This is a genomic window from Salinimicrobium oceani, from assembly GCF_012037645.1.
The window spans coordinates 244,470-269,198 of the sequence record NZ_JAAVJR010000003.1 but is presented as its reverse complement, the minus strand read 5'-3'; the positions used below and the strand labels follow the sequence as shown (position 1 = coordinate 269,198).

Annotated in this window: 23 protein-coding genes, 1 tRNA gene and 1 pseudogene; 5 read left to right on the top strand and 20 right to left on the bottom strand. The window is 40.6% G+C overall.

Features of this window, described 5'->3' with window-relative positions:
• Nucleotides 1-112: 112 nt before the first annotated feature.
• The 3 genes from HC175_RS07010 (at nucleotide 113) to HC175_RS07000 (ending at nucleotide 4,137) form a co-directional block, all read left to right on the top strand.
• A complete protein-coding gene (locus tag HC175_RS07010; protein WP_168137778.1) occupies nucleotides 113-1,615 on the top strand; it encodes an FAD-dependent oxidoreductase in 1,503 nt (500 codons plus the stop codon).
• 496 nt (nucleotides 1,616-2,111) lie between these two features.
• Nucleotides 2,112-3,428, top strand: coding sequence for a PQQ-dependent sugar dehydrogenase (locus HC175_RS07005; RefSeq protein WP_168137777.1), 1,317 nt, complete (start codon nucleotides 2,112-2,114; stop codon nucleotides 3,426-3,428).
• Nucleotides 3,429-3,660: 232 nt separating this feature from the next.
• Nucleotides 3,661-4,137, top strand: a complete 477-nt coding sequence (locus HC175_RS07000) for a YybH family protein (protein WP_168137776.1) — start codon at nucleotides 3,661-3,663, stop codon at nucleotides 4,135-4,137.
• A 280-nt stretch (nucleotides 4,138-4,417) separates the two neighbouring features.
• On the opposite strand, the gene HC175_RS24600 is transcribed toward HC175_RS07000, so the two are convergent.
• The 15 genes from HC175_RS24600 to HC175_RS06925 form a co-directional block, all read right to left on the bottom strand.
• Nucleotides 4,418-6,784, bottom strand: coding sequence for a TonB-dependent receptor (locus HC175_RS24600; RefSeq protein WP_168137775.1), 2,367 nt, complete (start codon nucleotides 6,782-6,784; stop codon nucleotides 4,418-4,420).
• Complete coding sequence (locus HC175_RS06990; protein ID WP_168137774.1) at nucleotides 6,781-7,179, bottom strand: transmembrane 220 family protein; 399 nt, start codon at nucleotides 7,177-7,179, stop codon at nucleotides 6,781-6,783. Before HC175_RS06990 ends, HC175_RS24600 begins: the two co-directional genes overlap by 4 nt.
• Nucleotides 7,180-7,292: 113 nt before the next feature.
• Nucleotides 7,293-7,808: a DUF305 domain-containing protein gene (locus HC175_RS06985; RefSeq protein WP_235942544.1), complete on the bottom strand. Its 516-nt coding sequence runs from the start codon at nucleotides 7,806-7,808 to the stop codon at nucleotides 7,293-7,295.
• Nucleotides 7,809-8,061: 253 nt separating this feature from the next.
• Nucleotides 8,062-8,871 carry a formate/nitrite transporter family protein gene (locus HC175_RS06980; protein WP_168137772.1) on the bottom strand — a complete coding sequence of 270 codons (810 nt, stop codon included), beginning with the start codon at nucleotides 8,869-8,871 and terminating at the stop codon, nucleotides 8,062-8,064.
• 20 nt (nucleotides 8,872-8,891) lie between these two features.
• Complete coding sequence (locus HC175_RS06975) at nucleotides 8,892-9,203, bottom strand: hypothetical protein (RefSeq protein WP_168137771.1); 312 nt, start codon at nucleotides 9,201-9,203, stop codon at nucleotides 8,892-8,894.
• A 73-nt stretch (nucleotides 9,204-9,276) separates the two neighbouring features.
• Complete coding sequence (locus tag HC175_RS06970; protein ID WP_209309943.1) at nucleotides 9,277-9,528, bottom strand: transmembrane 220 family protein; 252 nt, start codon at nucleotides 9,526-9,528, stop codon at nucleotides 9,277-9,279.
• A 45-nt stretch (nucleotides 9,529-9,573) separates the two neighbouring features.
• Nucleotides 9,574-9,951, bottom strand: coding sequence for a c-type cytochrome (locus HC175_RS06965; protein WP_168137769.1), 378 nt, complete (start codon nucleotides 9,949-9,951; stop codon nucleotides 9,574-9,576).
• The gene (locus HC175_RS06960) at nucleotides 9,927-11,378 is read right to left on the bottom strand and encodes a PQQ-dependent sugar dehydrogenase (RefSeq protein ID WP_168137768.1); all 1,452 of its coding nucleotides are present in this window, start codon (nucleotides 11,376-11,378) and stop codon (nucleotides 9,927-9,929) included. The genes HC175_RS06965 and HC175_RS06960 overlap by 25 nt, the downstream gene beginning before the upstream one ends.
• 492 nt (nucleotides 11,379-11,870) lie before the next feature.
• Nucleotides 11,871-12,224 carry a hypothetical protein gene (locus HC175_RS06955; protein ID WP_168137767.1) on the bottom strand — a complete coding sequence of 118 codons (354 nt, stop codon included), beginning with the start codon at nucleotides 12,222-12,224 and terminating at the stop codon, nucleotides 11,871-11,873.
• A 1-nt stretch (nucleotide 12,225) separates the two neighbouring features.
• On the bottom strand, nucleotides 12,226-13,467 hold the full coding sequence (locus tag HC175_RS06950) for a hypothetical protein (protein ID WP_168137766.1): 1,242 nt from the start codon (nucleotides 13,465-13,467) through the stop codon (nucleotides 12,226-12,228).
• Nucleotides 13,464-15,089, bottom strand: coding sequence for a DUF4396 domain-containing protein (locus HC175_RS06945; RefSeq protein ID WP_168137765.1), 1,626 nt, complete (start codon nucleotides 15,087-15,089; stop codon nucleotides 13,464-13,466). The genes HC175_RS06950 and HC175_RS06945 overlap by 4 nt, the downstream gene beginning before the upstream one ends.
• A 9-nt stretch (nucleotides 15,090-15,098) precedes the next feature.
• A complete protein-coding gene (locus HC175_RS06940; protein WP_168137764.1) occupies nucleotides 15,099-15,434 on the bottom strand; it encodes a hypothetical protein in 336 nt (111 codons plus the stop codon).
• A 12-nt stretch (nucleotides 15,435-15,446) separates the two neighbouring features.
• Complete coding sequence (locus HC175_RS06935; protein ID WP_168137763.1) at nucleotides 15,447-17,045, bottom strand: PQQ-dependent sugar dehydrogenase family protein; 1,599 nt, start codon at nucleotides 17,043-17,045, stop codon at nucleotides 15,447-15,449.
• 698 nt (nucleotides 17,046-17,743) lie between these two features.
• Entirely contained in the window at nucleotides 17,744-18,064 is a 321-nt protein-coding gene (locus HC175_RS06930) for a four-helix bundle copper-binding protein (RefSeq protein ID WP_168137762.1), read from the bottom strand.
• 528 nt (nucleotides 18,065-18,592) lie between these two features.
• Nucleotides 18,593-18,669: transfer RNA gene (locus HC175_RS06925), tRNA-Met, on the bottom strand.
• A gap of 166 nt (nucleotides 18,670-18,835) precedes the next feature.
• Between HC175_RS06925 and HC175_RS06920 the strand changes: the two genes are divergently transcribed.
• Together HC175_RS06920 and HC175_RS06915 are read left to right on the top strand one after the other, a co-directional pair.
• Nucleotides 18,836-19,222 (top strand): START-like domain-containing protein, encoded by a 387-nt coding sequence (locus HC175_RS06920; RefSeq protein ID WP_168137761.1) that lies wholly within the window; start codon nucleotides 18,836-18,838, stop codon nucleotides 19,220-19,222.
• Nucleotides 19,223-19,272: 50 nt separating this feature from the next.
• Nucleotides 19,273-20,118 carry an aminotransferase class IV gene (locus tag HC175_RS06915; protein ID WP_168137760.1) on the top strand — a complete coding sequence of 282 codons (846 nt, stop codon included), beginning with the start codon at nucleotides 19,273-19,275 and terminating at the stop codon, nucleotides 20,116-20,118.
• Between the two features lie 10 nt (nucleotides 20,119-20,128).
• On the opposite strand, the gene HC175_RS06910 is transcribed toward HC175_RS06915, so the two are convergent.
• The 5 genes and pseudogenes from HC175_RS06910 to HC175_RS06890 all read right to left on the bottom strand — a co-directional run bounded on the left by HC175_RS06910 (nucleotide 20,129) and on the right by HC175_RS06890 (nucleotide 24,658).
• Nucleotides 20,129-20,689 carry a YqgE/AlgH family protein gene (locus HC175_RS06910; protein WP_168137759.1) on the bottom strand — a complete coding sequence of 187 codons (561 nt, stop codon included), beginning with the start codon at nucleotides 20,687-20,689 and terminating at the stop codon, nucleotides 20,129-20,131.
• A 135-nt stretch (nucleotides 20,690-20,824) separates the two neighbouring features.
• A pseudogene (locus HC175_RS06905) lies at nucleotides 20,825-21,106 on the bottom strand (HU family DNA-binding protein); the annotation flags it as partial.
• 174 nt (nucleotides 21,107-21,280) lie between these two features.
• Nucleotides 21,281-22,228 (bottom strand): methionyl-tRNA formyltransferase, encoded by a 948-nt coding sequence (gene fmt / locus HC175_RS06900; protein WP_168137758.1) that lies wholly within the window; start codon nucleotides 22,226-22,228, stop codon nucleotides 21,281-21,283.
• Nucleotides 22,225-24,129, bottom strand: coding sequence for a RecQ family ATP-dependent DNA helicase (locus tag HC175_RS06895; RefSeq protein WP_168137757.1), 1,905 nt, complete (start codon nucleotides 24,127-24,129; stop codon nucleotides 22,225-22,227). Before HC175_RS06895 ends, fmt begins: the two co-directional genes overlap by 4 nt.
• Nucleotides 24,122-24,658 carry an AAA family ATPase gene (locus HC175_RS06890; RefSeq protein ID WP_168137756.1) on the bottom strand — a complete coding sequence of 179 codons (537 nt, stop codon included), beginning with the start codon at nucleotides 24,656-24,658 and terminating at the stop codon, nucleotides 24,122-24,124. The genes HC175_RS06895 and HC175_RS06890 overlap by 8 nt, the downstream gene beginning before the upstream one ends.
• Between the last annotated feature and the right edge of the window lie 71 nt (nucleotides 24,659-24,729).

Below are 24,729 nucleotides of genomic sequence, written 5' to 3'. Positions count from 1 at the left end.
GAGCTTGCTTAGAAGTGAGGATCTTAGCTGGCACCAGGTCGTGGAACAGGATCCAAAAAATTAAAATAAATATCTAATATTCGTTATCAAAATTTGTAAAAATATAAAACTCATGACGGAATCAATTTGGAAAGCTAAAGCCTTTAATACCAAGGCCACCCCTTTGACTAAAGATATAGAGGTGGAGGTTGCTATTATAGGGGGTGGAATTACCGGAATTACTACTGCTTACCTCCTGGCTGAGGAAGGTATTCAAGTTGCAGTTTTGGAAAGCATGAGCGTGGGTGGAGGCACAACCGCTGGTTCTACTGGTAATTTATACACCATGGTGGATAACCGGCTGCATCACATCCAGGCAAAGTTTGACGACAATACCGCCAGGAAAGTGGCTGAATCTCGGACAACTGCGGTTGATCTAATAGAGGATTTGGTATTTCGTCACGAGATAAAATGTAGTTTTAAACGACAGCCTTGGATCTTATATAGCGAAACAGGCGAAGAAGAAGAGATGATCAAGACCACAAAAGAAACCCTGAAAAGATTTGGTCTTGAAGTACAGGATATTACATCAACTTCGCTGCCGTTCTCAATTAAATCGGGAATAAGAGTTGAAAACCAGGCTCAGTTCAACCCCGCAGCTTTTGTCTCTGGGTTGGCGCAAAACCTAAAAAACAACTGTAGGATTTATGAGAATACTCCGGTTCATCAAATTGAAAAAGGAGCAACTCACATTTTACATACGCCAAACGCAAAAGTAAAAGCTGCAAAAGTCATTCTCGCCACACATACACCCAAAGGGGTTTATGGTCTTCATACAACCCTTTTCCCTCACCGCGAATATGCTCTGGCGGCTCGCTTACGATCCGGGGACTATCCAGAAGGTATTTTCTGGAGTGCCGAATCAAAAACACATCCCTCCCTGCGTACTTATGAAACTGAAGAAGGAAAGTTCTTAATAACTGTTGGCTATCACCATAAGGTGGGGCAGGAGGATAGGGATAAGAATTATTTCGAAGATCTCGAAAAGAACCTAAGAAAGTATTATGATGTTGAGGCAGTAGCGTATAGGTGGTCTGCGCAGCATTACAAACCTGCAGATGGGCTTCCATACATAGGAGAAAGCACAGATGATCAAATTTATGTAGCAACCGGTTTCTCAACCGATGGACTTACATACGGGGTGGTTTCAGCTTTATTATTTAGAGATCTCCTAACTGGGAGAGATAATGAATGGGCAGAAATTTATAAAGCAAAACGATTCACTCCTCTCAAATCTGCAAAACCTTTTTTGAAGGAGAATTTAAACGTCCTGGGAGAATATCTTAAAGACTATCCCGGCAGTGCAGAAGCAGAGAAGTTCTCTGAAATAAAAAAGGGAGAAGGTAAAATTGTGGAAGTGAAGGATGAGAAGTGGGCGGTGCATCGCAACGAAGACGGAAAACTTTGCGCGGCATCTGCTGTTTGTACTCATATGGATTGCATCGTTAACTGGAACAATGAAGAGAAAACATGGGACTGTCCCTGCCATGGCAGCAGATTTAAACCCACGGGAGAAGTTATTGAAGGCCCTGCGTTTTCGCCACTTGATCAAAGAAATATTAATCCTCAGAAATAAAACGAAATGATCATTGCAGCAATAACATTAATTACCTTTTCAGTAATTCTTGGATCTTACCTTTTAATGCGCATTTTGCAAAAAAACATCCGCCAAAAGCCATTGTTTTTGCCTAAGGTACTTTTGCCGTTTTAGGGATCCTTCTAATACTTATTTTTGCGTTGACAACTGAACAACACCATAAGCATTGGTATAGTTTTACAATCTTTTACATTGCGGCCGTTGTCGGGGTTTACAAGTTCTCCCGGGACATTAGCCATAAAAATGTACCGAAATCGTGGCTATTGTGCATGAGAGTATTGGTCTTTTTGGATTCATTTGGATATTAATTCATGTTCTGGGTTAAAAAAAGATTAAGGGCTTCTTAAATCGAAAGTAGAAGTTTGATCTGTTTTGTAAATAAGTCTTTTAACAGGCTATTAACCAATGCAGTATATGGTTTTGTGTATCTTACTATCAGATTGATAACAAAAAATTCCACGTAAAATATACCATTATGAAAATTAGATTCTTTCTCTCCTTAACCTGCTTATTAACTATTTCCTTCGCAACTTTTTCACAGGAATCGGTAGGACTGGAGGTTATAGCAGATAATCTGGTTTCCCCTGTGGCATTTGTTGAATCTCCCGATGAATCTGGAAGATATTTCATCGTTGATCAGGTAGGGGTGATTCGAATTCATACCCCCGAAAAAGGGCTTTTGGAAGAGCCATTTTTAAATCTGAAAAACGAGATAGTTGAACTAAAAGATGCCCATGAAGAACGGGGTTTGTTAGGACTTGCTTTTCATCCCGATTACAGGGAAAACGGCAGGTTCTTTGTCTATTATAGTGCACCCCTTAGTCAAGATGGTCCCGAGAACTGGGATCATACCAGCCACATTTCAGAATTCAGGGTCTCTCCGGATAACCCTAATATGGCTGACAAAGCTTCAGAAAAGATCATTATGAAGGTCGATCAGCCACAGGATAATCACAATGCAGGGACTTTGGCCTTCGGACCTGACAATTACCTCTACATTGCCCTAGGTGATGGAGGAGGAGCAAACGATATCGATATGGGGCATGTACCCGATTGGTATAAAGAAAATGCCGGTGGAAATGGACAGGATGTGGAGCAGAATCTGCTGGGCAGTATTCTGAGAATTGACGTGAATGGCAATGGTCCTTATGCCATTCCTGATGACAATCCTTTTGTAGATAAAGAGGGAATGGACGAGATCTATGCCTATGGGCTTAGAAACCCATACCGGTTTTCCTTTGACATTAAGGGGAACAATGATCTCATCGCGGGAGATGCGGGACAGGTACTTTGGGAAGAAGTAAGTGTGATTACAAAAGGCGGGAACTATGGCTGGAATGTAAAGGAAGGAACGCATTGTTTTAATGCCTACAATAATGATAAGGAAAGAAAAGATTGTCCAAAGGAAGATAAAATGGGTAATCCATTAATTGATCCGGTAATTGAATTTAAACAAGGCGGAGTCGATGACGGCGGAAAAGGTCTGGTTGTAATAGGAGGCTATGTTTATAGGGGTGAAGACCTTAAAAATATGGCCGGGAAATACATATTTGGTACATGGACGCAGCATCATGGAAAACCTGCAGGTGCAGTGTTTGTTTCAACTCCAAAAGAAACCGGCATGTGGGATTTTCAAGAGCTGAAAATTGCTCAGACCAACTCTACTTCAATCGGCCATTATTTGCTGTCTTTTGGCCAGAATAAAGAAGGAGAAATGTTCGTTCTTACAACCGATGAGGAAGGACCTGTAGGTAACACCGGCAAAGTGTTTAAGATGGTTTCTGGGAAATGAATTTGCGAGAACATAATTTGGTAACAATCGAAAAAGCTACGCCGGTTATGTTTTGATTCTGTCTTTGTTAAAATCTTAAACAAATTAAATAAAGGTGTGAAAGAGATTTTGAAAATTACCTCCTTGCAATTTCTAATTTTAAAAATAATTGTTTATTTGTAAACAATATTAAATAACCCCGATGAAGGTATGGAATGATTTTAACTATTAAAAACCTTTAAAAATCTAATTAATGAAAATATTTAAACTATCAACAATTCTAATTCTGGTGCTTTTTTCAACCGGACGAATCTACAGCCAAAATATGGATACAGAAAAGGAGGCTGTAAAAAACGTAATGAAAAATTACAAGAACGCTATGCAGAATCTAACTACCGAAGGTACATTTGAATTATTTGCCAAGGACTCTAATATTTTTGAATCCGGCGGTGTCGAAGGTTCGTATGCAAACTATATAGAACATCATATAGGTCCGGAATTGGGGCATTTCAGTAAATTTGAATATTCAGATTATGAAATTGACGTGCAGGTAGATGCACCGTATGCATTTACCACCGAAACTTATATTTATACAATTGTCACCAAACCAAGCGAAAACAGCGAATCAAAAACCATAAAGAAAAAAGGTGTAGCGACCTCTGTTCTTAAAAAGATAGACGGTAATTGGAAAATAATTAAAATGCATTCCTCTTCAAGAAACCCAAAATAATTTTTTTCCCCTGGTTCTAAAAAGGAAAGGGTGTCGCTGAAAGAAGCATTTTCAAAATTCTCATCGCTTTTTTCATGAGTATAGGAAAATGGGTTAAGATGTATCCTATAATTTGAATCATTAGTGTCCGGTGAACTTCTTTAAAAGCGGGATCTCCTTAATGGATTTCCCGCTTTATAACTTGAGATTTTAGCTATTCGTATTTTAATTATTTCTTGTAGCGAAGCAGTCTTGAATCTATAGCAGGGCAATAGTGATGATTTTAAGTGTTCTTCTTCAATTACATCTCTAAAAAAATAGTCACTCCCATAGTAGCAGGATTTCCGAGGTGAACTGCACCAAAATTATACCCATAACTGATGTACCGGGTGTCAAAAATGTTACGTCCCCATATCATTAGTTCAACATTTTTATATGAGAGTCCCAAGTTTCCATTGTATAAGTTATATGGCTCCTGCCTTAGATTATTAGCAAGATCAAAATATTGTTCTCCAAGATATTTCCATTCTGCACGGGCGCTAAAATTCCAGTTACTACCAAATCCGAGATTTGAATTATATTGGAGGGCGAACATAGAAGTTACCTCGGGGGTATAGATTTGTTTATTTTCCTGCAGGTTTACCTCATTTCCATCCTGTGCTATAAGAAGCGATTCATAACTGGCATCAGTAAAACCAAGGTTATAACTAAATTCAAGGCCACGGGTAAGCAAAGCACGAAGTTCTACTTCAAAACCTTTGCTGGTAAGGCTTCCGGTGTTGCGGGTAACAATGACTGCATCTGGCAATATTAAGGTGGGCACCTGGACGTCTGTCACTTCCGTATAAAACAGAGTTGCATTTACAAGCAGCTTATTTTCCAAAAATGAATTTTTTGTTCCTAATTCGTAATTGTTACTGAACTCTGGTTGATATTCAAATAAAGGTGGCTGGGAAGGGTCGGAACTCAGAGGAGTAAGTCCGCCGGCCCGGAACCCACGACTGTAGGTAAGGAAGATGAGGTTTTCTTCTGAAAGGTCATAAGTTAAGCCGATTTTAGGTGAAAAAGCATTGAAATTTGCTGTGGCAGTAGAGTCAGGTTGATACTCAAATTGTGGTTCGGTATCAGAATCCAGCTGGTATTCTCCCAAAACCGATTGCTTCTTGTATTCATTATCATATCTTATGCCTGCTATAACGCCCAGATCATCTGTCACCTGGTAATTTAGCTGCCCAAAAAAGGCAATCCCTTTACCTGTTGATTCGGTGGTATTGATAAGAGAAAAGTTTGTTTGTTCAGATCCTATGAGTGCAGCATCTTCCCCAAAATGGGTTGCTTGCTTTACCGGACTTTCCTGGTAGAACATATAAGTTCCTGCCGTCCATTCAAGGCCTCTGCCGGGGCTATTGGAAGAAGAGAATCTAAATTCCTGTGTCGCCACTTTTACTGTATTCCAGTCTTTTCCATAGTCATTAATGATCGACAGAGCATCCAGGGGAGAGAAGTCCGCATCAATTGGGCTTTCATAATACCTGTAATTCTGTTGATAAGCAGTTTGAGAACTAAAATTGAGGTTTTTTCCTTTATGATCAATTACCAAAGAAGTATTAAAAGTATTGTCCTTCATAGTGGAAATCTCATTTTGATTTAATGTATAGGGATCTTCAAAAGCAGCCTCAATTCCCATGTTCAATGGAAAAGCTCCTTTATTTTCAGCGTTAAAATGTTTAATGTTTAAAGTTGCATCCCAGGTGGCGCTAAAGAGGTACTTTAGGTAGTAATTTCCTGAGAAATTATATTGATCATCATAACTCGAACCGGTGAACTCATTGGTATAGAATCCATCTCTTTCCTCATAAAGCCCGGCCGCTCCAAAATAAAATTTCTCTCCTAAAGGAGTCCTGAATCCTGCCATATAGCGCTGTTGATTATAATTGCCCACTGTGGCCTCTCCAAAAACAGTCGTTTCATCTTCGGGTTTTTTAGTTATAATATTGATAACCCCGCCCATAGCATTTCTTCCGTACAGAGTTCCTTGTGGTCCCCGTAAAACTTCTATCCTTTCAATGTCGAAAAACTGAGTGATATAGGTATCGAGGTTATACTGGTTAACACCGTCAATATAAGTTGCAACTGCCGGATCATAAGAAGTAGATACAACACCTCTTATTGAGGTTATAGTCCTACGGTCACCGGGATCACTTGCGTAAAGGTTTGGTGCTATAGCAGTTAAATCATTTGTATTTTGGATCTGACTTTGCTTTATGTTGTCGGAAGAAAGACTGGTTATGCTAAGGGGGATCTCCTGGATCATTTCTTCCCTTTTTTGAGCAGTTACAACTACTTCCCCGAGGCGTTCTCCTTCAGAACCTAAAACCACCTCAAGTTCAATTATTGCTGAATCGACGGTAATTTCTCGTATAGTTTCTGAAAACCCTGATTTTCGAATACTCATAATATATGAGCCATAGGGTATTTCCTGAAGAGAAAAATTTCCATCGACTCCAGTACGGGTTTGAAAAGAAGTGTTCAATAATCTTACTTCAACATTTGCCAAGGGTTCAAAAGAATCTGAAACCACTTTTCCTTGTAAGGTGCCAGATTCCTGTGCGCTTAAAAGGAAGGTAAAAAGGCTGAAAAGAATCCCTAAGTATATTTCTTTATTCATTGGTCAACAATTTGTGTTCTTTTATTTCTAAGTGACTTTCGAAAAAGCAGGTTGAGAATATGTGCAAAACTTAGGATGAGCAATCCGAAAAATTCCCTGGTGGCTTCTATCCAGGGCTTATCATCAGACATGGAACCGGTGATATTTTCCGCGGAATGCAAGCTGAACCAGGTGTAGACGCCATTGGGAGCAAAGAATAAGTAAATAGCGTAAGAAACGAAAACGGCCAGACCTGCATAATGTAAAATTTTACTATCCTTCCGGAAAATAGCCAGAATACAGACCAGTGCCCCGTAGCCATATATTGACATCCAGAAAAATGGGTCCGGATCGTTGTGTTGTACAAAGGCAGAAACAAAAAAAATAACTGCAAAAAATGAATTGGCTATTTTCACAAAAAGTTAGTTTTAAAAATTAGTCACCTCTTCGCCCCACAAGGAGCTGGAGATTCTCATCTAAAGTTACAATCGTGGTTTAGGAAGAATCGCCGATATAACACCAGTTTTTTTTATTCCTCCAGATCTATGGTCTCTTTCTCGATCCAACCTTCAAAATCTGGAACCGGGCGTTCCTTTTTTTCTTCCTCTGTTTCTACTATACCGTTTTCTCTTATGTCATTTATCAGCCATTGCATTTCCATAATCTCCCTACGCTGCGCTTTAATGATCTTATCTGCGAGTTCCCTTACTCTTACATCTTCTATTTGAGAACGCTCACTGGTTAAGATAGCAATGGAATGGTGAGGTATCATGCCTTCCATATAATCTGTACCCGAAACGGTTACCTGGCTTCGTACCAGCCATAGTGCCCCACTAATTAAAATGACTCCGAAAGCAAGAGTGAGCATATTAGCTTTCCTGTTTTTGTACATGTTGAGCATATACAATAACATGATAATGATCATTGCCCCTCCCATAATCATTGTCATAAACAATCTTGTTTCACTATACCAAAAATGATCTATAATTTGAAAAGAATGTGTATACATTAGAAAGAACATAGCCAACATTGATGTTGCTATCATTAAAAAGAATTTTAGATAAGGCTTTTTGTTATTTTGATTATTTTCCATTTAAAGATTACTTGGTTAAGATATATTTTGATTTAAACCTAATTTGATTAGGTATTTAACGATTTTGCAAAATAAAAAGCTTGAAAATTTAATTATATAAAAATTGTGTTAAATCTATTTTCGGTTTTGGGAGTGATTTTTTAGAATGACTTCTTTACCATTAACTTTAAAGAACTGTAGCCTTTTAGTTGGCCAGGAGTTTTTTTTAATTATCTGATTTTACCTGAGCGTGATTAATTCCTGCCACAATCATTACGCCCCCTATAATGTTTCCGATAAGGGCAGGTAGTGTATAGTTGCCGAGGACGGACCACCATCCTACCTTGTTCATAAAAGCCAGAGTAAAAGTTTCCACAGAGCCTGCTATTACATGACTAAAATGTCCGATTCCAATAATATATGACAAAATCACTATTACCCAAAAACCTGTAGTTTTCTCGTATGGTATAAGCCAAACAATCAATGCGATGAGCCATCCGGCAAATATACCCCGTAGCAAGGTCGTTTCAAACCCAGGGTCCATTGCAGTACTTCCAATTTCTGCAAAGGCCTTTTGTACGTGCGGGTCAAAAACCTCTGTACGGGCAGCCACGTAAGCTACAATAGCAGCTCCTACTAAATTAGCAACAAGAACAATTCCCCATAGGCGTAGGACGTTTAAAAGCGTCCTATAGCTTTTTTTTTCCAGAAGAGGTAATATTGGTGTTAGCGTATTTTCTGTGAACAACTGCTGCCTTCCCATAATCACAATAACAAAGCCTACGCTATAGCCGAGGTTAGAAACCAGGAAGCTCCAATCGGCATCAGGTAAATATGCCTTTAACAAGCCTTCTGAAATCATAGAAAATCCCATAGATAATCCGGCTGCAAGTCCTGACCAGAATAATGCCGAGGATGAACGGGAAAGTTCTGAGATTGCTTCTTTAAAAATAGCATCATGTATGACTTTGGCGGAAGGAGGTTTACGCTCCTCTGCCTCCCTGTACTCTGTCTGATAAGGCTTTTTTTCTTTCATATAGATTAACTGTTTCGGGGTTAAGCAAACGAGACCTTTGTGGTCGTCATTTCTTGGTCATTTTGTTCCCGCTCCACTCGAAGGCGTACACCTTTGTCTTTGTCGGTTTGTTTTAAGAGGGCAACAATGCGAGGGGTAGCTTTGGGATCAAGCAGTTTTAGCTCGTTATTCTCCCCTATCAATCCATAACCGCTTTCTACGCAGTGGCCCATCAAAGCGCAGGCGGTAGAATGCTCACTTGCTTGTTTAGTATATTGCGAGGGTGAAATACGCCGAAGACAAATAATATCCACTACGTACCCGTCCAATACTTCTTTTTCATTCTTTCTCATATCTATCAATCAATTTTTATTGTTTTTCTTTAGTAGCTGAGCATTTAATTTTACTTCAACTACTTTATTATTACTAGTACTGTTTTTCTGCCTTCATAGTTTGGGTAATGTTCCCGGCACCATAGTCACTGTACCAGGTAAGGACCCCATCTGAAATGAATAACAGGTAAACAGCATAACCAGTATAGAAAATCATGGCCACCCAATACAAGGCAGCAAAGCTTATTTTAAAAAACGGAAAAGCGCATAATATTGCACCAGATAAATGGATGAAAAACCATAACAGAGGGTCCGGATCATTTAACTGCAGGTTGGCAGAGAACAAAATCAAAAGAATAAATGCAGTGTTGGTAATTTCACTTCTCAGAATTTAGTCTTTGTTCCTGTTTGTACGCAAGTAGCGCAGGTATTCTGCGATATTGTCTACCTGTTCATCTGAGAGTTGTTTTTCATTAAATGCGGGCATAACACCAATTCCGTTTCTTATCTGAAATTTAATAAGAGCCTTTGGCAAAGGTTTATTTATAATAGCCAGCCCCACACCCGACATTGCTCCAGGATGACAGGAGGCACAGTAATTGTTGAACAGTATCCTCCCATTTTGAAGCTGCTCTGTTGGCAGCGTGACCACTTCAGCATAAGGTTTTGTCTTTGGGGCAGAGCAGCTAATAATGGCAATGCCTGATAGAAGCGCTATAGCTATAAACCTGTAATTTCTTCCTTTTAATCTTGTCTTGTAATTTTCCATACCACACCAGAATTTTTAACAGGGTTAGCACCTTCCTTGCTCGTTGCAAGGATTCCAAAATCTGTAATATACAATGCAGTACCATCGGGACTGAACTGCACTGACACCGGTCTTTCCAAACCTCCTGTTTCCAACCAGGATGCCGGTCCGTTCTTTTTCGCTTTATTAGTGGCAAAATCCTCCACGATCCCTGTTTCTACATCTGCGCGAACCACGCGGTAACCCACAGGGGAAAGTACTTTACCTACTCCGGGTGCCATATCGCCAAACTGGGCTATGAAAGCCTGGCCTTCAAAGCCAAAGTCTTCATTTGTGGAAAAACTTATTCCGTTGGAGGAGGAGTGAACCCCCAAACTTGCCACGGGCTGTGGCGGCGTACCGGGATCATTCACCAGTATTTTTTTTGGGTCTTCTTCTCCAGGCACCTCCAGGTGGGTTATGGACATACTTCCATTGTAGTCTGGCCATCCATACCACGCATCCTGCTCTAGTTTAAAAAGCAAATCTCCTGTTCCCCAAACGGGACGGCTGCCCCGAACATCATAAGAGTTATTGGTAACGTAGATCTGTCCATCTGGGGCTAATGCGAGGCCGTAAGGATTTCTGAACCCCCAGGCTACCACCTCAAGATCGCCACCGTTGATTGGCACCCGCATTACAGCACCCGTACAGGGAATTGCTCCCTTTATCACCTCATTTGTTTCAGCTTTTTTATTATAAGAATGGAAGGGGCCTGTAACTGCTTTATCATCGGGATCTTCGCTCAGAACATTTTTTGTCTCACTGTTTATTGCATTTATAGTAATATCCTTACATGGGATATCGTGAAGATCGGGAAAGCGGTGGAGCCACCCAAAAGAGGCATTATCATTACCCACTATTCCGGAATTGGTTGCCGTGCCTTGTCCAAAATACAGATACCCATCTTTTATGACCGGACCATTCGTATGGTGGTCCCCAAGACTTGGTAAGCCCTCAACCAGTGCCTGTGCAGTACCTTCTTTACTCACCTTGAGTATTTTTCCTCCCTCGAGCTGCCCTCCTTCAGATATGTAAAAGAAACCGTCGCTATAGGTAATACCATTCCAGGGTCCATTTTTATGTCCGGTATATATAGGAGTAGTGGAACCATCAGGCAGTATTTGAAGCAGTTTGGGTTCTAAAAAAACTTCTCCATAAGAATAACCTGCTTCTATGGCATATAAATTGCCGGCCTCATCGAAAGTAACAGCAGTTGGAAATGTAAGATTTCTTGCCACTACCTCTATTTTATACCCATCAGGTAAAAGAACATCAGTGGGCTCTATATTTCGCTTTTCAGGAACATCATTTAGCTGGCCGCCGCCTTTGGAAGGCATTATACGATAGCAACTTTGGAATCCCACCAGAATAGCAAAGAGAATTATAATTCTAAATTTTTCCTTCATCTTTTTAATTTTTACTGTAGTGGGGGCAGTTTCTTAAATTTGTTGTAGAGGGGATCATGTAAAACTATAAAATGACTGCCGGCCGGCTTATAACTATGATCATCATAATCTAAAAAAATATCTTTTTCCAGGCCTGCAGCCACTGAAGTATAAAATTGTATTGCTTTTTAGGCAGCTTCTGCCCACCACCACCATATCAGTACAATGACTATTATCGTCCCTATGATCCAGTACCACATATTCTTTCTTTTCCGTTCTCTTTCTGTTTCCATAGTTTAAAAAATTTAATTGATTAGAATTTTATTGAATAAGGATTTCGTACTCTTTAGGCAGCTTCCGCCCACCACCAAATTAGTGCAATGACTATTAAAATTCCTATGATCCAATACCACATATTCTTTCTTTTTCGTTCTCTTTCTGTTTCCATGACTCTGTGATTTTAATAAATTGATTTAAAATATTCCTGCTTCAGTTATCTTTGTGTAGATAGGATTACTTTCTACTTTTTTCTTCTGATACTCTTCTGTTTTCCCGAAGAGTAGAATGTATGCCCAAAAGACCACCAAACAGACCTCCAATCCCGCTTCCTACTACAAAGCCGAAAAAAGCTCCCGGTCCTCGATTTCCTGCCGACATTTGCCCTAAACCTACCACAGACCATGCACCATCGGCCACCATCCAGGCAATGAATCCAAGTAAAATACCACCTATAATAGCGCCTGTAATCGCCATGGAGAGCATCGATGGATGATAAAAGAGCTGTCCATGTGGATCTCTGTTTGTCCTCTCCAGCATTAGATCAGGTTCTGGTTTTTTCATTTTCTGCTTCTCGTTTTGTTTTTCCATTTTAATCTTTTTTTTCCTGTAATGTTGGCGCCTCAGTTAAATAAGCCGAAGTATCGGCCGGAATGTCAAAAGGTGATAACAATCGATCCAACTTTTGCTGGGTCGCCAGGCTAACAGAGGTGGTATCCCCAATGATCCAGGCGAAGTTTAAGATGGTTTCCTGGGGGCCTGTTTTAAATGGTTTAACCATTTTTAGGTAATCTGCTGTGGCTTTAGGAACACTATCTGGTTTGACCAGTAAAATAGGGCCGTGTTTTCCCATATGGCCCAAAACTGCTGCCGGGATCATTGATAACATATCGTCCGGATTTCCAATTATATAGTTGTGGCCTGCCTGTGCAATTCCCCAGCCAAAAGATCTGGGTTCCCAGTCCCACCACCATCCCCAGTTTCTGCCAAAATCTTTATATCCGGCGTTAACTGTGTTAGTAGCGAAAACGTTTGGTCCATAAATTCTTCGGACCAGCCCATACTGTCCTAGTTCCTGTGCAACTTTATTTGAGATTACATCTGGCCCACCGGTGAGGTACATAAATGAGCCATGATCTCCATATCTCCTTTTGAGAATATCCCGGGTCGCCTGGGGAATGGAATCCTGATAAACCCAGGCGAATCCTTTGCCCATATGTGCGTTCCACCCCATAGGACCTATACCGTGTTTTATGCCATCAGGATGATCTACTGCCGAGATGATGACTTCATCGGGATGATCTGCTTTCATAGCCGCTTGCCACATATCCAGCACCGAGGCTAATTTTACCGGATCTTCTTCGTAAAAAGTTCGAACACGATATCCCAACACCTCTCGAATTTTATTTACCTGGTCCTTCGGAACGTTTACTGCATAAACATCTGTTCGTTTATCCTGTAGCACCCCATCTGGTCGAAGCCGTTTCATTTCTCGAAGGGTTTGTTCAGAAATCTTGTTGTCTCTTGTCAGGTAAAGTAAGGGTGCGTTTACCGGCATATGTGTGATGCGATTCATAGCAGTAAAAGCAATTTTCTCATCCTGTGGAACAAGAATGATAGCGCCAACTGCATTATCCTCCCTTGTGGCGGGATAAACTGTCTGGGTTAAGAGGATTGCCTGTTCTTCAGGGTTTCTTCCAGGCAGCCTCACAGTGTAAGCTGTAGCCAAAGCCTCCTGTTGAAGGGGATGACTTCCTCCTCCTGGTCCTCCTTCGGTTTTTCCGCAAGCGGTAAGAAGTAAACCTAATGCTATAGTATATAAATATCTAATCATACGTTTCCGGGTTTTAAATGTTTACGGATGAAAATCCAGTTTAAAGGCCAGGCGACCAAAAAACCTATAAAGGAGGCCAGCCACATACTCGCAAACCATAAAATATCGTCCTCCTTTGGCATCATAGGAATCTTGTCCATAAGCATATACCAGGAAACCGACATCATTCCAAGGCTTACTGCCAGCATACTTAATGCTGTGGTGATAAATGCCATTTTAGAAATCTTTTTATCAGACATTCCCGGCATCATTGATTTTTTCATAGGGTATTGGACCATTGCCCAGGCAATGAGCACTGCCAAAATATACATGGCAATCATCATAATAGGCATACCCGCTCCCAGCCAAAAGAAAGGCCCTTCCATTCCTTCCCCAAAGAAAATGGGAAATCCGAACCAGACTAAAATGAAACCCACCACTATCATTAAAGGAGCACCATATCCAAAGCCCATAATAGTAGCGGTAGCACTTTGCTGGTTATGGGAGCGTATCCATCTCCAGTCACCATCATCAACTTCTTTTGCAGGCCTTCTATAGGAATTTATATACAGCACAGGTCCCAGCACCGGCAGCAAGAGCGAAGCCAGCGTCCAGCCGATTTTTATGGGCATCTTTACCATGGGCAGGAAATAAAGGGAATGGATCCACACGAACAGGGCGGAAGCAATTCCCCAAATCAGGAAAATGGACATTAAGGCTTCCATATCCCCCAAAGCAATTGGTCCCATACTGGCGTACTCTGCTTTTTCCACAGCAAAGTCAAGTCGCGCCTGGGCTGCATAGCTTATCCTGTTGCTCACAACCCAAAAATGCCTGAAAGGACCTTCTGAAGGAGTTACAAACCAGTCTGAGCGTTGTGCAAAGGCATATCTATCCAATTCCCCTGAAATTCCACCATCCTCTTCTACATACAATAAGGTGGCGTTATTACTTTTGGCGTAGGGTAGGGCAGCTAAACCTAAAAGCACATCGTCCGGTGTAGTAAGCACATAATGAAAATATCCATTGTCCCGGTCCACTTCACGACCCCATCCAAATTCGGTCTGTTCGTCCCGGTATTCAGCAAGTTTCAATGCCAGTTGCTGGGGTGAGTTTGCGGAAATTCTTTCTACATCCTTGAAGTCGCTCAAAATTTCGTCAGGAACCATCTCTTCTGTTCCCAGTACATAGGCTTGCATTGCAGTGGTGACATTTTCTCTACCTGTAAGTTCCCCGTTGTTATAAAAAATCACCGGAGAACCATAAAAATAGGCGTAGTAGAGTCCTGGTAAAGACCAGGCTAAAGCTTTTTTGTCACCTCCGGGCACAATGATAACGTGCCTGGCTTCAGGATTGACTTTTAGGGAATTCAGAAAAAATTCTTGCCAGTTTTCTTCTGAAGGAGCCATATTTGTAGTTTGTGCTTCTTCATACGGAATGGCAGTCTTTAAATAAGAATGAAGATCTGCAGGTCCTGCATTCACCAGTCGGGTAAAGTTTTTTGTATGAGATATAAGGCGGCCTTCTTCAGCAGTTGATCCGGCCCAAGGGGCTACTTCAAGGTCTTCTTTAATAAGGTTTACAAGACCAAAACCAAGAGCAAAGAATACAATAAAAGCCACTATTGGATATGTCCACTTCATAATTTTTATTTAAGGTAATACATAAGTAATTAACCAGAAAAGACCAAAAAATCCAGTGAGACCATAAACAATGGCCAATGCTTTCCTGGTATTGATGTCTTTTTTTCCAAACATCATTAGTGCGGGAATAAGTGCAATTGCGAAAATTACCATCAAATTATAATGTTTTTCCATACTGTCAGTTGTAAAAGCATTAATGATCAAAGCTATTAGACCTAATGCTACCAGAACAACGTGGCTTAACCAGATCCCTTTAGGCACCGGCATGTTCATGCTTAAGTGGGTAAAGGCCATAAAACCTAAAACCGCTCCTACAAAAAGTAAAACTGTAGCTGTAATTTCCATTCCCGGTATTTTTTATTGTTTGCTTATTTTCCAAATTACACCCGTAAAAGGATGGGCGTTCATTCCCGTATCGTCAAATTCGACTACTCCAAAATCCACGATATACAAATTTCCTTGGGAGTCCCACTCTAACTGAATAGGGCGCTCCAAACCACCCCCCTGGTCAGCCGAGGCTGGAAGTCCGGATTTGTTGTAAATGAAATCTGTAGATTTTCCTGAAGTCAAATTTACCTGCTGTACCTTAAAACCCGGCCAATTATACTTTACACCTTCGGGAGCTTCAGATTCCGGCGGCACACCAGGCGGGCGGTGGGGATGATATTTCTCTCCTTTAAAAACCGGTACAATAGCTCCAAATTCAGCGACCAAAATTTCATTTTCGGGCACATCCATTGTTCCACGACCGAATACCATACCCTGAGTTGCTGCATGAGACGACAATTTTGCAAGAGGTTGTATAGGTCTATTTTTACCTTTTAAAAGTTTGCGGTGAGTTTCAGGAGTAAGGACAAAATTCCGTTCTTCTTTTTTGACCCCAAAACGTTCTTCTGTAATCGGAAGTCCACTATAGAAATCAGGCCAACCATACCATTCCCCTTCTATCACTTCGTAAATAGGTTCCCAGTCAAACATTAATCCGCGGGGGGGCATTGGATTTGCACTGTTCATTGTAGTTATAAGTCTTCCGTCGGGACTAAAGCGATAGCCAAAGCTACTTCGGAATCCCCAGGCAATCCTTTTAATATTGGATCCGTCCAAATCGCTTACAAAAAAAGCTCCATTGGCTATTTTTTCGCCCGACACCACTTGTCCAGCAGTAGTAGTCTCTCCTAAAGCAGCATAGGCCCCTGTTTTGACAGAGTCTGCTTCTGTCATAGTAATTTTTGAAGTTGGAACCCAAAAATTTTGTCCGGTAAGGGTAACATCTTCCCCGGGAATTTCCCGGGCTTCGGGCTTATTAAATTCATCAATTACCATGGCCCAATGTTCTTCAATAACACCACTGTTCCCTTGAGTAGAAAGGAACCAATACATTTTGTCGTCCTTAAAAATCGGTTTAGCGTTTAAGAATTCCCCCCAGGAAGGAAGGCCGTTGATGATGGTTTCAAACTCTTTCGATTCCAGATTGTAAACAGAATATCGGCTACGGTGGGAGATATAGAGGTTGCCTTTGTAATAAGTTACTCCTGTCACAGGAGGAATTAGCCCTTCTTCCATATCCTCGGAAGAGGCTGATTCCTTTATTTCAGTCATGGGAACCACCTTATCATAAAGTACTTCTACCTGCCCATTGGGGAATACTTTAAGAATACGTGCCTCCGGTGCTCGAGCTGGTTTAGTGCCGTAGGTATGGCCGCCAGCTTCAGCTATATAATAATTTTTTTCCTCGTCAAAGGTGACATCTACAGGGTAAGAGAGGCCGGTATTGACAGCTTCTATAGTGAAGCCATCAGGGACAACAATGTCTGCTACGTTTATTACTCGCTGCGAAGGTTGGTTTACAACCTCTTCAGGAGTAGCGTTGTCTTCGTCTCCCCGGGTTTTTTCAGCATCTTTACACGAGATAACCGTAAAAAAAATAAAGAAATAGTAGAAGTATAAATATTTCATTTCAAAGGAAATTTCTGGTTGATATTTGATTCCACTGAAGCTCATGCTTCTTAATGTGTCGGTTTTGTTTATGAATCTTTTTATTTAATCACTTTTACTCTTTATAACTTGAGGCCATTTGCCGAGACCTAAAAAAGACATTCAACCAGACTTCTATTTTCCCTTTTTGACCCGGCTAAATGGAACTCTTAAGTTAACACACAATCTAATTTAGTACTGTTTTTATCTTACTTTTATATCAAATTGGCTGCTATGAACCTAGCAATTAGATCAACTTCCAAATTAAAATTAACATAATATACAGTTAGGAAGGCTTTCATTTTATGTATAATTCATTAGATTTTAAGGTTTTATGAATGTTTTAGGAAAAAAGAATATTATTTGTTAATTTTTTTTATAGTTATAAATAGAATGTAAAAACATTCAAGAGGTGGGATACACAGAATCGGAGTTTCGGGAATAGTTGTCGGAAGGAAGGCAACATTGCGATACATAAAAAAGTGGTGAAAGCTAAATTTTTGAATCCTAAGGCTGGGACTGAGTATCCTAAATTGAATTGTAGCTGTGTACCGGGATCAAACAAGGATTTCAAATTGTCGAAGTAATCCAGTTCAAAAAAAGTTTCTGTAGCAGAAACAATGGTAGAGGAGAAAGGCTACTTTTTTTAGCAGCCTTTCAATAGTCTGAGTTTACAAGCATTAAGCTGTGAAATTTCGGAGATTTTTAGCACATTCCCTGCAGACTTCTGCGCAGTCTTTACAGTGCTTGGAATCAAATTTTTCGCACTCTTCCGCACATTTTTCGCACATTTCAATACAGTAATCCACCAATTTTTGAATATCTTTGTATTCTGTAACAAGAATGTCATTTAATGCCCTGCATACTGCTGCACAAGCTTTGTCTAGTCTTATGCACTCAACCATATCCTTTAGGTTTTCTTCATTTAAACAAGCGTCAGCGCACCAGTTGCAGTGATTCACACAGTTCGACATCCCTTTAACTAATTCTTCATTTCTCATCGTTATATTTTTTTAAGTTTATTCCGAAATTACGGTTTTATGGTGTAAAATATCTGCGATTTTTAAGGTAAAACATTAGTTATCATGTTTTTATGACTTTTTTAGCGCAATTTAACTTTCTGTTTAATACACGACCTGTTAAATAATTTAGTATGAATGTTTAGGTGAAAGGTCCTTCGGTTTGTGATAGTAACTTTAAAGAATTTTGTGATTTAAGATTTAGTGAACAATCGACTTTAATTGGGGCTTTTCTCACATCTTCAGTGTTCATAGAAGTCTGAGTCGCCCAATTTCTAAACTACTTATTTATACAAAAGGTGGCAAACCAGGTGTTTCTCTGATTCATTGTGAAGTCCGAAACATATGATTTTTCAAAATTAGTTAAATCTTCAATGTAAAATTTGCCTAGAAAAGAGATCAAAAAAGAACAATTGAAATGTAAATATTGAAAATTTTGAATTTCTGTACTTATTCTGTACTAGAGCAAAATAAAAAAGGCTCTCGATTTCTCGAAAGCCTTAATTTTACTGGTAGCGAGAACGAGATTTGAACTCGTGACCTCCGGGTTATGAATCCGACGCTCTAACCAACTGAGCTACCTCGCCATTTGCGCCTTGGAAAGGCAATTATAGCTTGCTGCTTTCTTTTAGCGGGTGCAAATATAAAAACAATTTGTCTTGTCGCAAACTATCTTTTGGGAATTATTTATTTTGATTTCTTTTTAGGTTTACAATTAATAATTATATTGCCCGAAACTATCAAAACCGAAGAATGGACGACAAGATTAAGTATGAAATGGAATTTCCAATCCAGGCTTCCCCATCTTTATTATACAACTATATTGCAACTCCCTCCGGCCTAAGCGAGTGGTATGCGAATAATGTTAACTCGCGTGGAGAGATGTTCACTTTCATCTGGGATGGCAGTGAGGAAAAAGCAAAATTGCTGAGTAAAAAATCTGGTGAAAGAGTTAAATTCAGATGGGTTGCCGATGAGGACACGCCATACTTCTTTGAACTTAGGATCCAGGTTGATGAAATCACTAAAGATGTTTCTATCATGGTGACAGATTTTGCTGAAGAAGATGAGGTGGATGAAGGAAAAATGTTATGGGAAAACATGATTTCCGATTTGAAACAAGTCCTGGGATCTGTTTAGAATTTATTCAATTTATAGTACCTTCGCCCGTTTAAAAACGGGCTTTTTTTATGGTAAATATTAACGGGGAATTAGTATTAGAAGAACAGGCATCCTTATCAATTCGAAATCGCGGTTTCGCATATGGTGATTCGGTTTTTGAAACTATAAGAGTGATCAATGGAAGGATTATCTTCTGGGAAGAACACTACTTCAGGTTAATGGCTTCCATGCGCATTATGAGGATGGAAATTCCGCATAACTTTTCTCCCGAATTTCTGGAAGCCGAAATTCTACAACTGCTTCGTGAAAATGAGCTTCTAGAAGGTCAGGCGCGCGTTAAGTTATCAGTAACAAGAAGTGAGGGCGGACTATATACCCCTGCCACCAACGACATTGAATATCTTATTACCTCTGTACCTCTTGAGGAGGCTTTTTACCTTCTTAACACTAGTTTTTATGAAGTTGAGCTGTACAAAGATCATTTCGTAACTGCCGGCCTCCTTTCCACCTTAAAAACCAATAACAGGGCCATCAACGTGCTGGGAAGTATTTATGCCCGTGAAAATGATTATGATAATTGCCTATTGCTTAATGAACAGAAAAACGTGGTGGAGGCTCTCAACGGGAACCTGTTTCTCGTAACTGGCAAGGTGATCAAAACACCACCATTAAGCGATGGCTGCCTTAAAGGCATCACGCGCACCAAGATCCTGGAAATCCTAAAAAAACTTCCGGAATATGAGCTTCAGGAAACGTCTATCTCTCCGTTTGAACTTCAGAAGGCAGATGAAATGTTTATTACAAACGTTGCCGTGGGAATACAGCCAGTTCACAAATACCGGAAAAAGGAATATGGGGAAGAGGTTGCAAAGTTACTGCTGGGAAGATTAAATACGCTTGCCCGGCTGAGTTAATTACTTCTAATTAGTTATAAGAAGGATTTTCGGGCGCATTAGACCAAATGACATAGTTGCCTCCCAGCTGCATCATCTTATCTTTCCAGAAGGTGCGAGGTTTTTTGTTTAAGATGTCCTTGTGATCGGGATTTTCTGCTACTATCCACGAGTGAGCGCTAAGCTCTTCATTGAGCTGTTCATGCTCCCATCCCGAATATCCAAGGAAGAATTTGATCTCATTTTCACTTATGAGATTTTCATTGATAAGACCTTTGACTACTTCGAAATTTCCACCCCAATATATTCCGCTGGCAATTTCAATGCTGTCTGGAATTAGATCTGGTACTTTATGAATAAAATAAAGATTGTCCTGCTCAACGGGGCCACCGTTGTACACTTTGAAATTCCCCTGTATATCGGGAAGTAGATCCCTAAGTGTAAAATCCAGCTCCTTGTTTAATATAAAGCCAATTGAGCCACTTTTGGTATGATCGGCGATCAATACGACAGACCGGTTAAAAGAAAGATCTCCGGTAATAGTAGGTTCGGCAATTAAAAGAAGTCCTTTGGCAGGTTTTAATGTAGTCATGTTTCAATAGTTTCTTCGATCTTTCTATTAAATCTAAAAAAATTATAGGCACTTTGGAACAGACCTTGAGAATATTTAACAAAAAAACTCTCCCAATTGGGAGAGTTTAATATTTTGTTAGCTTTTGTGAAGAGATTAGTTCACCGCTTTTTGTAAGTCTGCACCAGCTTTGAATTTCACAACATTCTTAGCGCCGATTTTGATAGTTTTTCCAGTCTGTGGGTTTCTTCCTTCTCTAGCCGCTCTTTTAGATACTGACCATGATCCGAAACCTACTAAAGATACGCGATCTCCTTTTTTAAGAGATTTCTCTACATTTTCAAGAAAAGACTCTAAAGCTTTTTTTGCTGCTGCTTTTGAAATTCCAGCATTTTCAGCCATTGCATCGATTAAATCTGTTTTGTTCATAATTCGAGTTTTAAATAGTTGTTGGTTAAACTTTTATTAATTTGCTCTACAAATTTATATGGAAAACTTTCCCACGCAAGTAATATCAAGGGAAAAGCCGATTATTGTTAATAACTTCGATAAATTGTTAATAACCTTTGTTGATTTTTTGGAAAATGCGCCTACATCAGCATTCATAAGGGTTTACCACACTTTAGCATTGGGATGGAAATCATAGCCATTCAAAAGATCCTTAATCGTCATTTTTCTTTTTCCAGGAAGCTGAATTTCCTTTAGCTCCAAAAAGCCGTTTTTCACCGATACCTTTATTTTTTTTCCGTGCTGTATAATCTTTCCGTGCTCCATATCATGAACTTCAGGTTCGGCTTCAACAGCGTAAATTTTCATCATGAGCTCGTCATTGCCGTTCTTTAGCATTGTCCATGCCGTAGGATAAGGGTTTAAACCCCGAACAAGGTTGTATATTGAATCTAAAGGTTGCTCCCAGTCAATTCGGGTATTCTCCTTTGTGAATTTATAAGCCGATTTAAGGTCTCCGGAATTTTTTTGGGAGGTAGTGGTTACCTCTCCTTTTTTTATTGCTTCCAGAGTCTTTATAACAAGATCGCCGCCCGTGACCATAAGTTTATCGTGGAGCGTTCCGGCAGTTTCGGCTGGAGCGATCGCCACCTTTTCCTGCATGATCATTTCTCCTGTATCTATTTTCTCATCAATAAAAAAGGTGGAAACGCCTGTTTCCTGCTCCCCGTTAATAATTGCCCAGTTGATGGGCGCAGCACCACGATATTGCGGAAGTAAGGAAGCATGAAGATTAAAAGTCCCTAATTCTGGCATTTTCCAGACCATCTCTGGTAGCATTCTAAAGGCCACGACCACCTGGAGATTTGCATGCAAAGATTTTAGCTCCTCTAGAAATTCTTTTGCTTTAAGGTTGGTAGGCTGCAGCACCTTTAGACCTTGTGCTGAGGCGTACTTCTTTACTGCCGATTCCTGAAGTTTTCTTCCCCGGCCTGCAGGTTTATCTGGTGCGGTGATCACACCTACTACCTTATAACCTGCCTCGACTATAGTTTTTAATGTATGTACAGCAAAATCTGGTGTCCCCATAAAGACTATTCTCAGCTCTTTCATAAATGCTTCAGTTTATATTTTTTATTTGTGGTGATGGTAAGGGCATCCTTCTCAACCAGAAGTTGCAGCACCTTTATAACATGAGGTTCCGGAAATGACAATTTTTCTGTGATCTCTCTTGACGAGTATGCGCCTTCCTGTAATAATTCTACAATCGCAAAATAGATCTTTTTCATTCCTTCCCTGTCCAGTTTTGTATTCAATGGCTGGCACACCGAACAAATTCCGCAGGGAGAAGTATTCTTTTCTCCAAAATACTGCAGCAGTTGTTCACTCTTGCAAACGCGGTCATTCTCAACATATGCCAGCACTTGTCGAATCTTTTCCGTTTTCGTCTTTTCCTGAAGTTTAATATAAGGTACAAGAGGATTGATCGTAACATCATCTTCCCTGGGTACAAGAAATGTTATTTTTGTGTCATGTTGATCATGTTCAAAATCGGCTATGCCTTCTTTTGTCAATTGCTGAAGTAATTTAGTGGCTTCCTGCACCGTTGTTCCTGCCTTACCTGAAATTACCTGTAGATTGATCTCTACCGGAGCATCAAAGGTGCCGCCGTAGGTGCGTAAAACAGCCTTTACCACTGCATCGAACTGCGGATTCGCTTCCAGGTAAAATCCTATTTGTTTGCCTGAAGCCAGGAACTGGATCCTGGTTTTCTTCTGAAACTGTTCAGAAAAGCTCAGCACGCTTGCCCGGTCCAGGAGGAGCATGGCGTTGTATGCAAGAAGGGTGTTCAATTCATACTTCTGGCAAAACTGGTAAAAATTGAGATAGAAATCTTCACTCTCGCCTTCACCATAAGCTATTCTAAAAAAAGTATTCAATTTTCTGTAGACCAGCCGTACCATCTCCACGCCTGGAAGCGTTGCCAGAAACTGATTTTTAAGCAGCGGGATATCGCTTTTGTTAGTGAGGATCACTGCTTTGGCGGGCTTACCGTCCCTGCCGGCTCTTCCGGCTTCCTGGAAATAGCTCTCCAGGCTTTCGGGCAGGTTCATGTGCACTACGCTGCGCACATTAGGTTTGTCTATTCCCATCCCAAAGGCGCTGGTTGCAACCATAATTCGCTTTTCCTCCTTTAGCCACTGGTCCAGCCGTTTTGACTTTTCAGCTTTTGTGAGTCCGCCATGGAAAGAGGTGGCAAAAATGCCTTTTTTGAGGAGATATTGTTCCAGCTCAATGGTAGCCTTACGAGTGCGTACGTAAACAATGCCCGATTCTTGGTGTTCTTTCAGTAATTGCTCCAGATAGTAGTTTTTATCTTCAGCTTCGCGTACCATATATGCAAGATGTTCCCGTGAAAATGACTTCTGAAGCACCTTTAGCTCCTTTAGCTCCAGCTGCTTCGCAATATCAGTGATCACCGGCAAAGTGGCGGTAGCAGTAAGGCCCACGAAATTCACTTCGGGTTTTAGTTCACGCAGCAAAGCGATATTAAGGTATGCCGGCCGAAAATCATGGCCCCATTGAGAGATGCAGTGAGCCTCGTCTACAGCTATGAGATTCACCTGCATCTGTTTGATGCGCTCCTGTACAAGTTCCTGCTGAAGTCGCTCTGGAGAAAGATAGAGAAACTTATAATTAGCATAAATACAGTTATCCAGCATGGTATCCACTTCCTTAAAGGGAATACCTCCGGTCAAGGCCATGGCTTTTATGTGCTTCGCCTGCAATGCCTTCACCTGGTCTTCCATGAGTGCTACCAATGGAGAGACTACGATACATATTCCCGGTTGGAGCAGGGCGGGGATTTGGAAGCATAGAGATTTACCTCCTCCAGTTGGCAGGAGAGCAAGCACATCTTTTTTGTGCAGAATCTGGGTAATGATCTCTTTCTGCAATGGGCGAAAAGAGTCGAAGCCCCAATACTCTTTTAATATTGCTTCAGGACTAGACAAGATGGTCTAATATAAAGGAAGCACGGTCGTCGATAGATCCCTGCGGCACTTCCACAGGCTGATAGCCGTGATTTATATAGCTGCGGGCGAGTTCATCATGAATTTCAACCGCCTGTTCATAGGTCTCATATCGCTCATTGTCCTCTGTATAGATCTGTTTCCAGGGTGGAAGAATAAAAACAAGGTCATAAATATATTCCTGGCATACACGATTAAAAACAGGAGGATAATCATTTCCGAAGTAATTCATGTACGCCACGACATCGGTTACTCCGCGATCAAGAAAGACCAGTTCTGCCTTAATGTTGTCGGCATCCTTGAACTGTTTGATGCGGCCTTCCAGCAGTAGCTCACTAAAGAGCAGCGGATCTTCTAAAAAAAGCTGATCGATCCCTTTTTTCTGAGCCTCTCTTATTATTTCCCGCGAGACTTCGTGGAGACACATATAGCCATGGGTTTCCAAAGCTTCAATTACAGAGGTCTTGCCGGTACCGGGGCCACCGGTGATTACGATCTTTCTGGTTTTCACGCGGCAAATTTCGGGATTTGCATCCAATTTAAAAAATGGATTCTAAAATGTATCTTTGCACGAATTCTGAA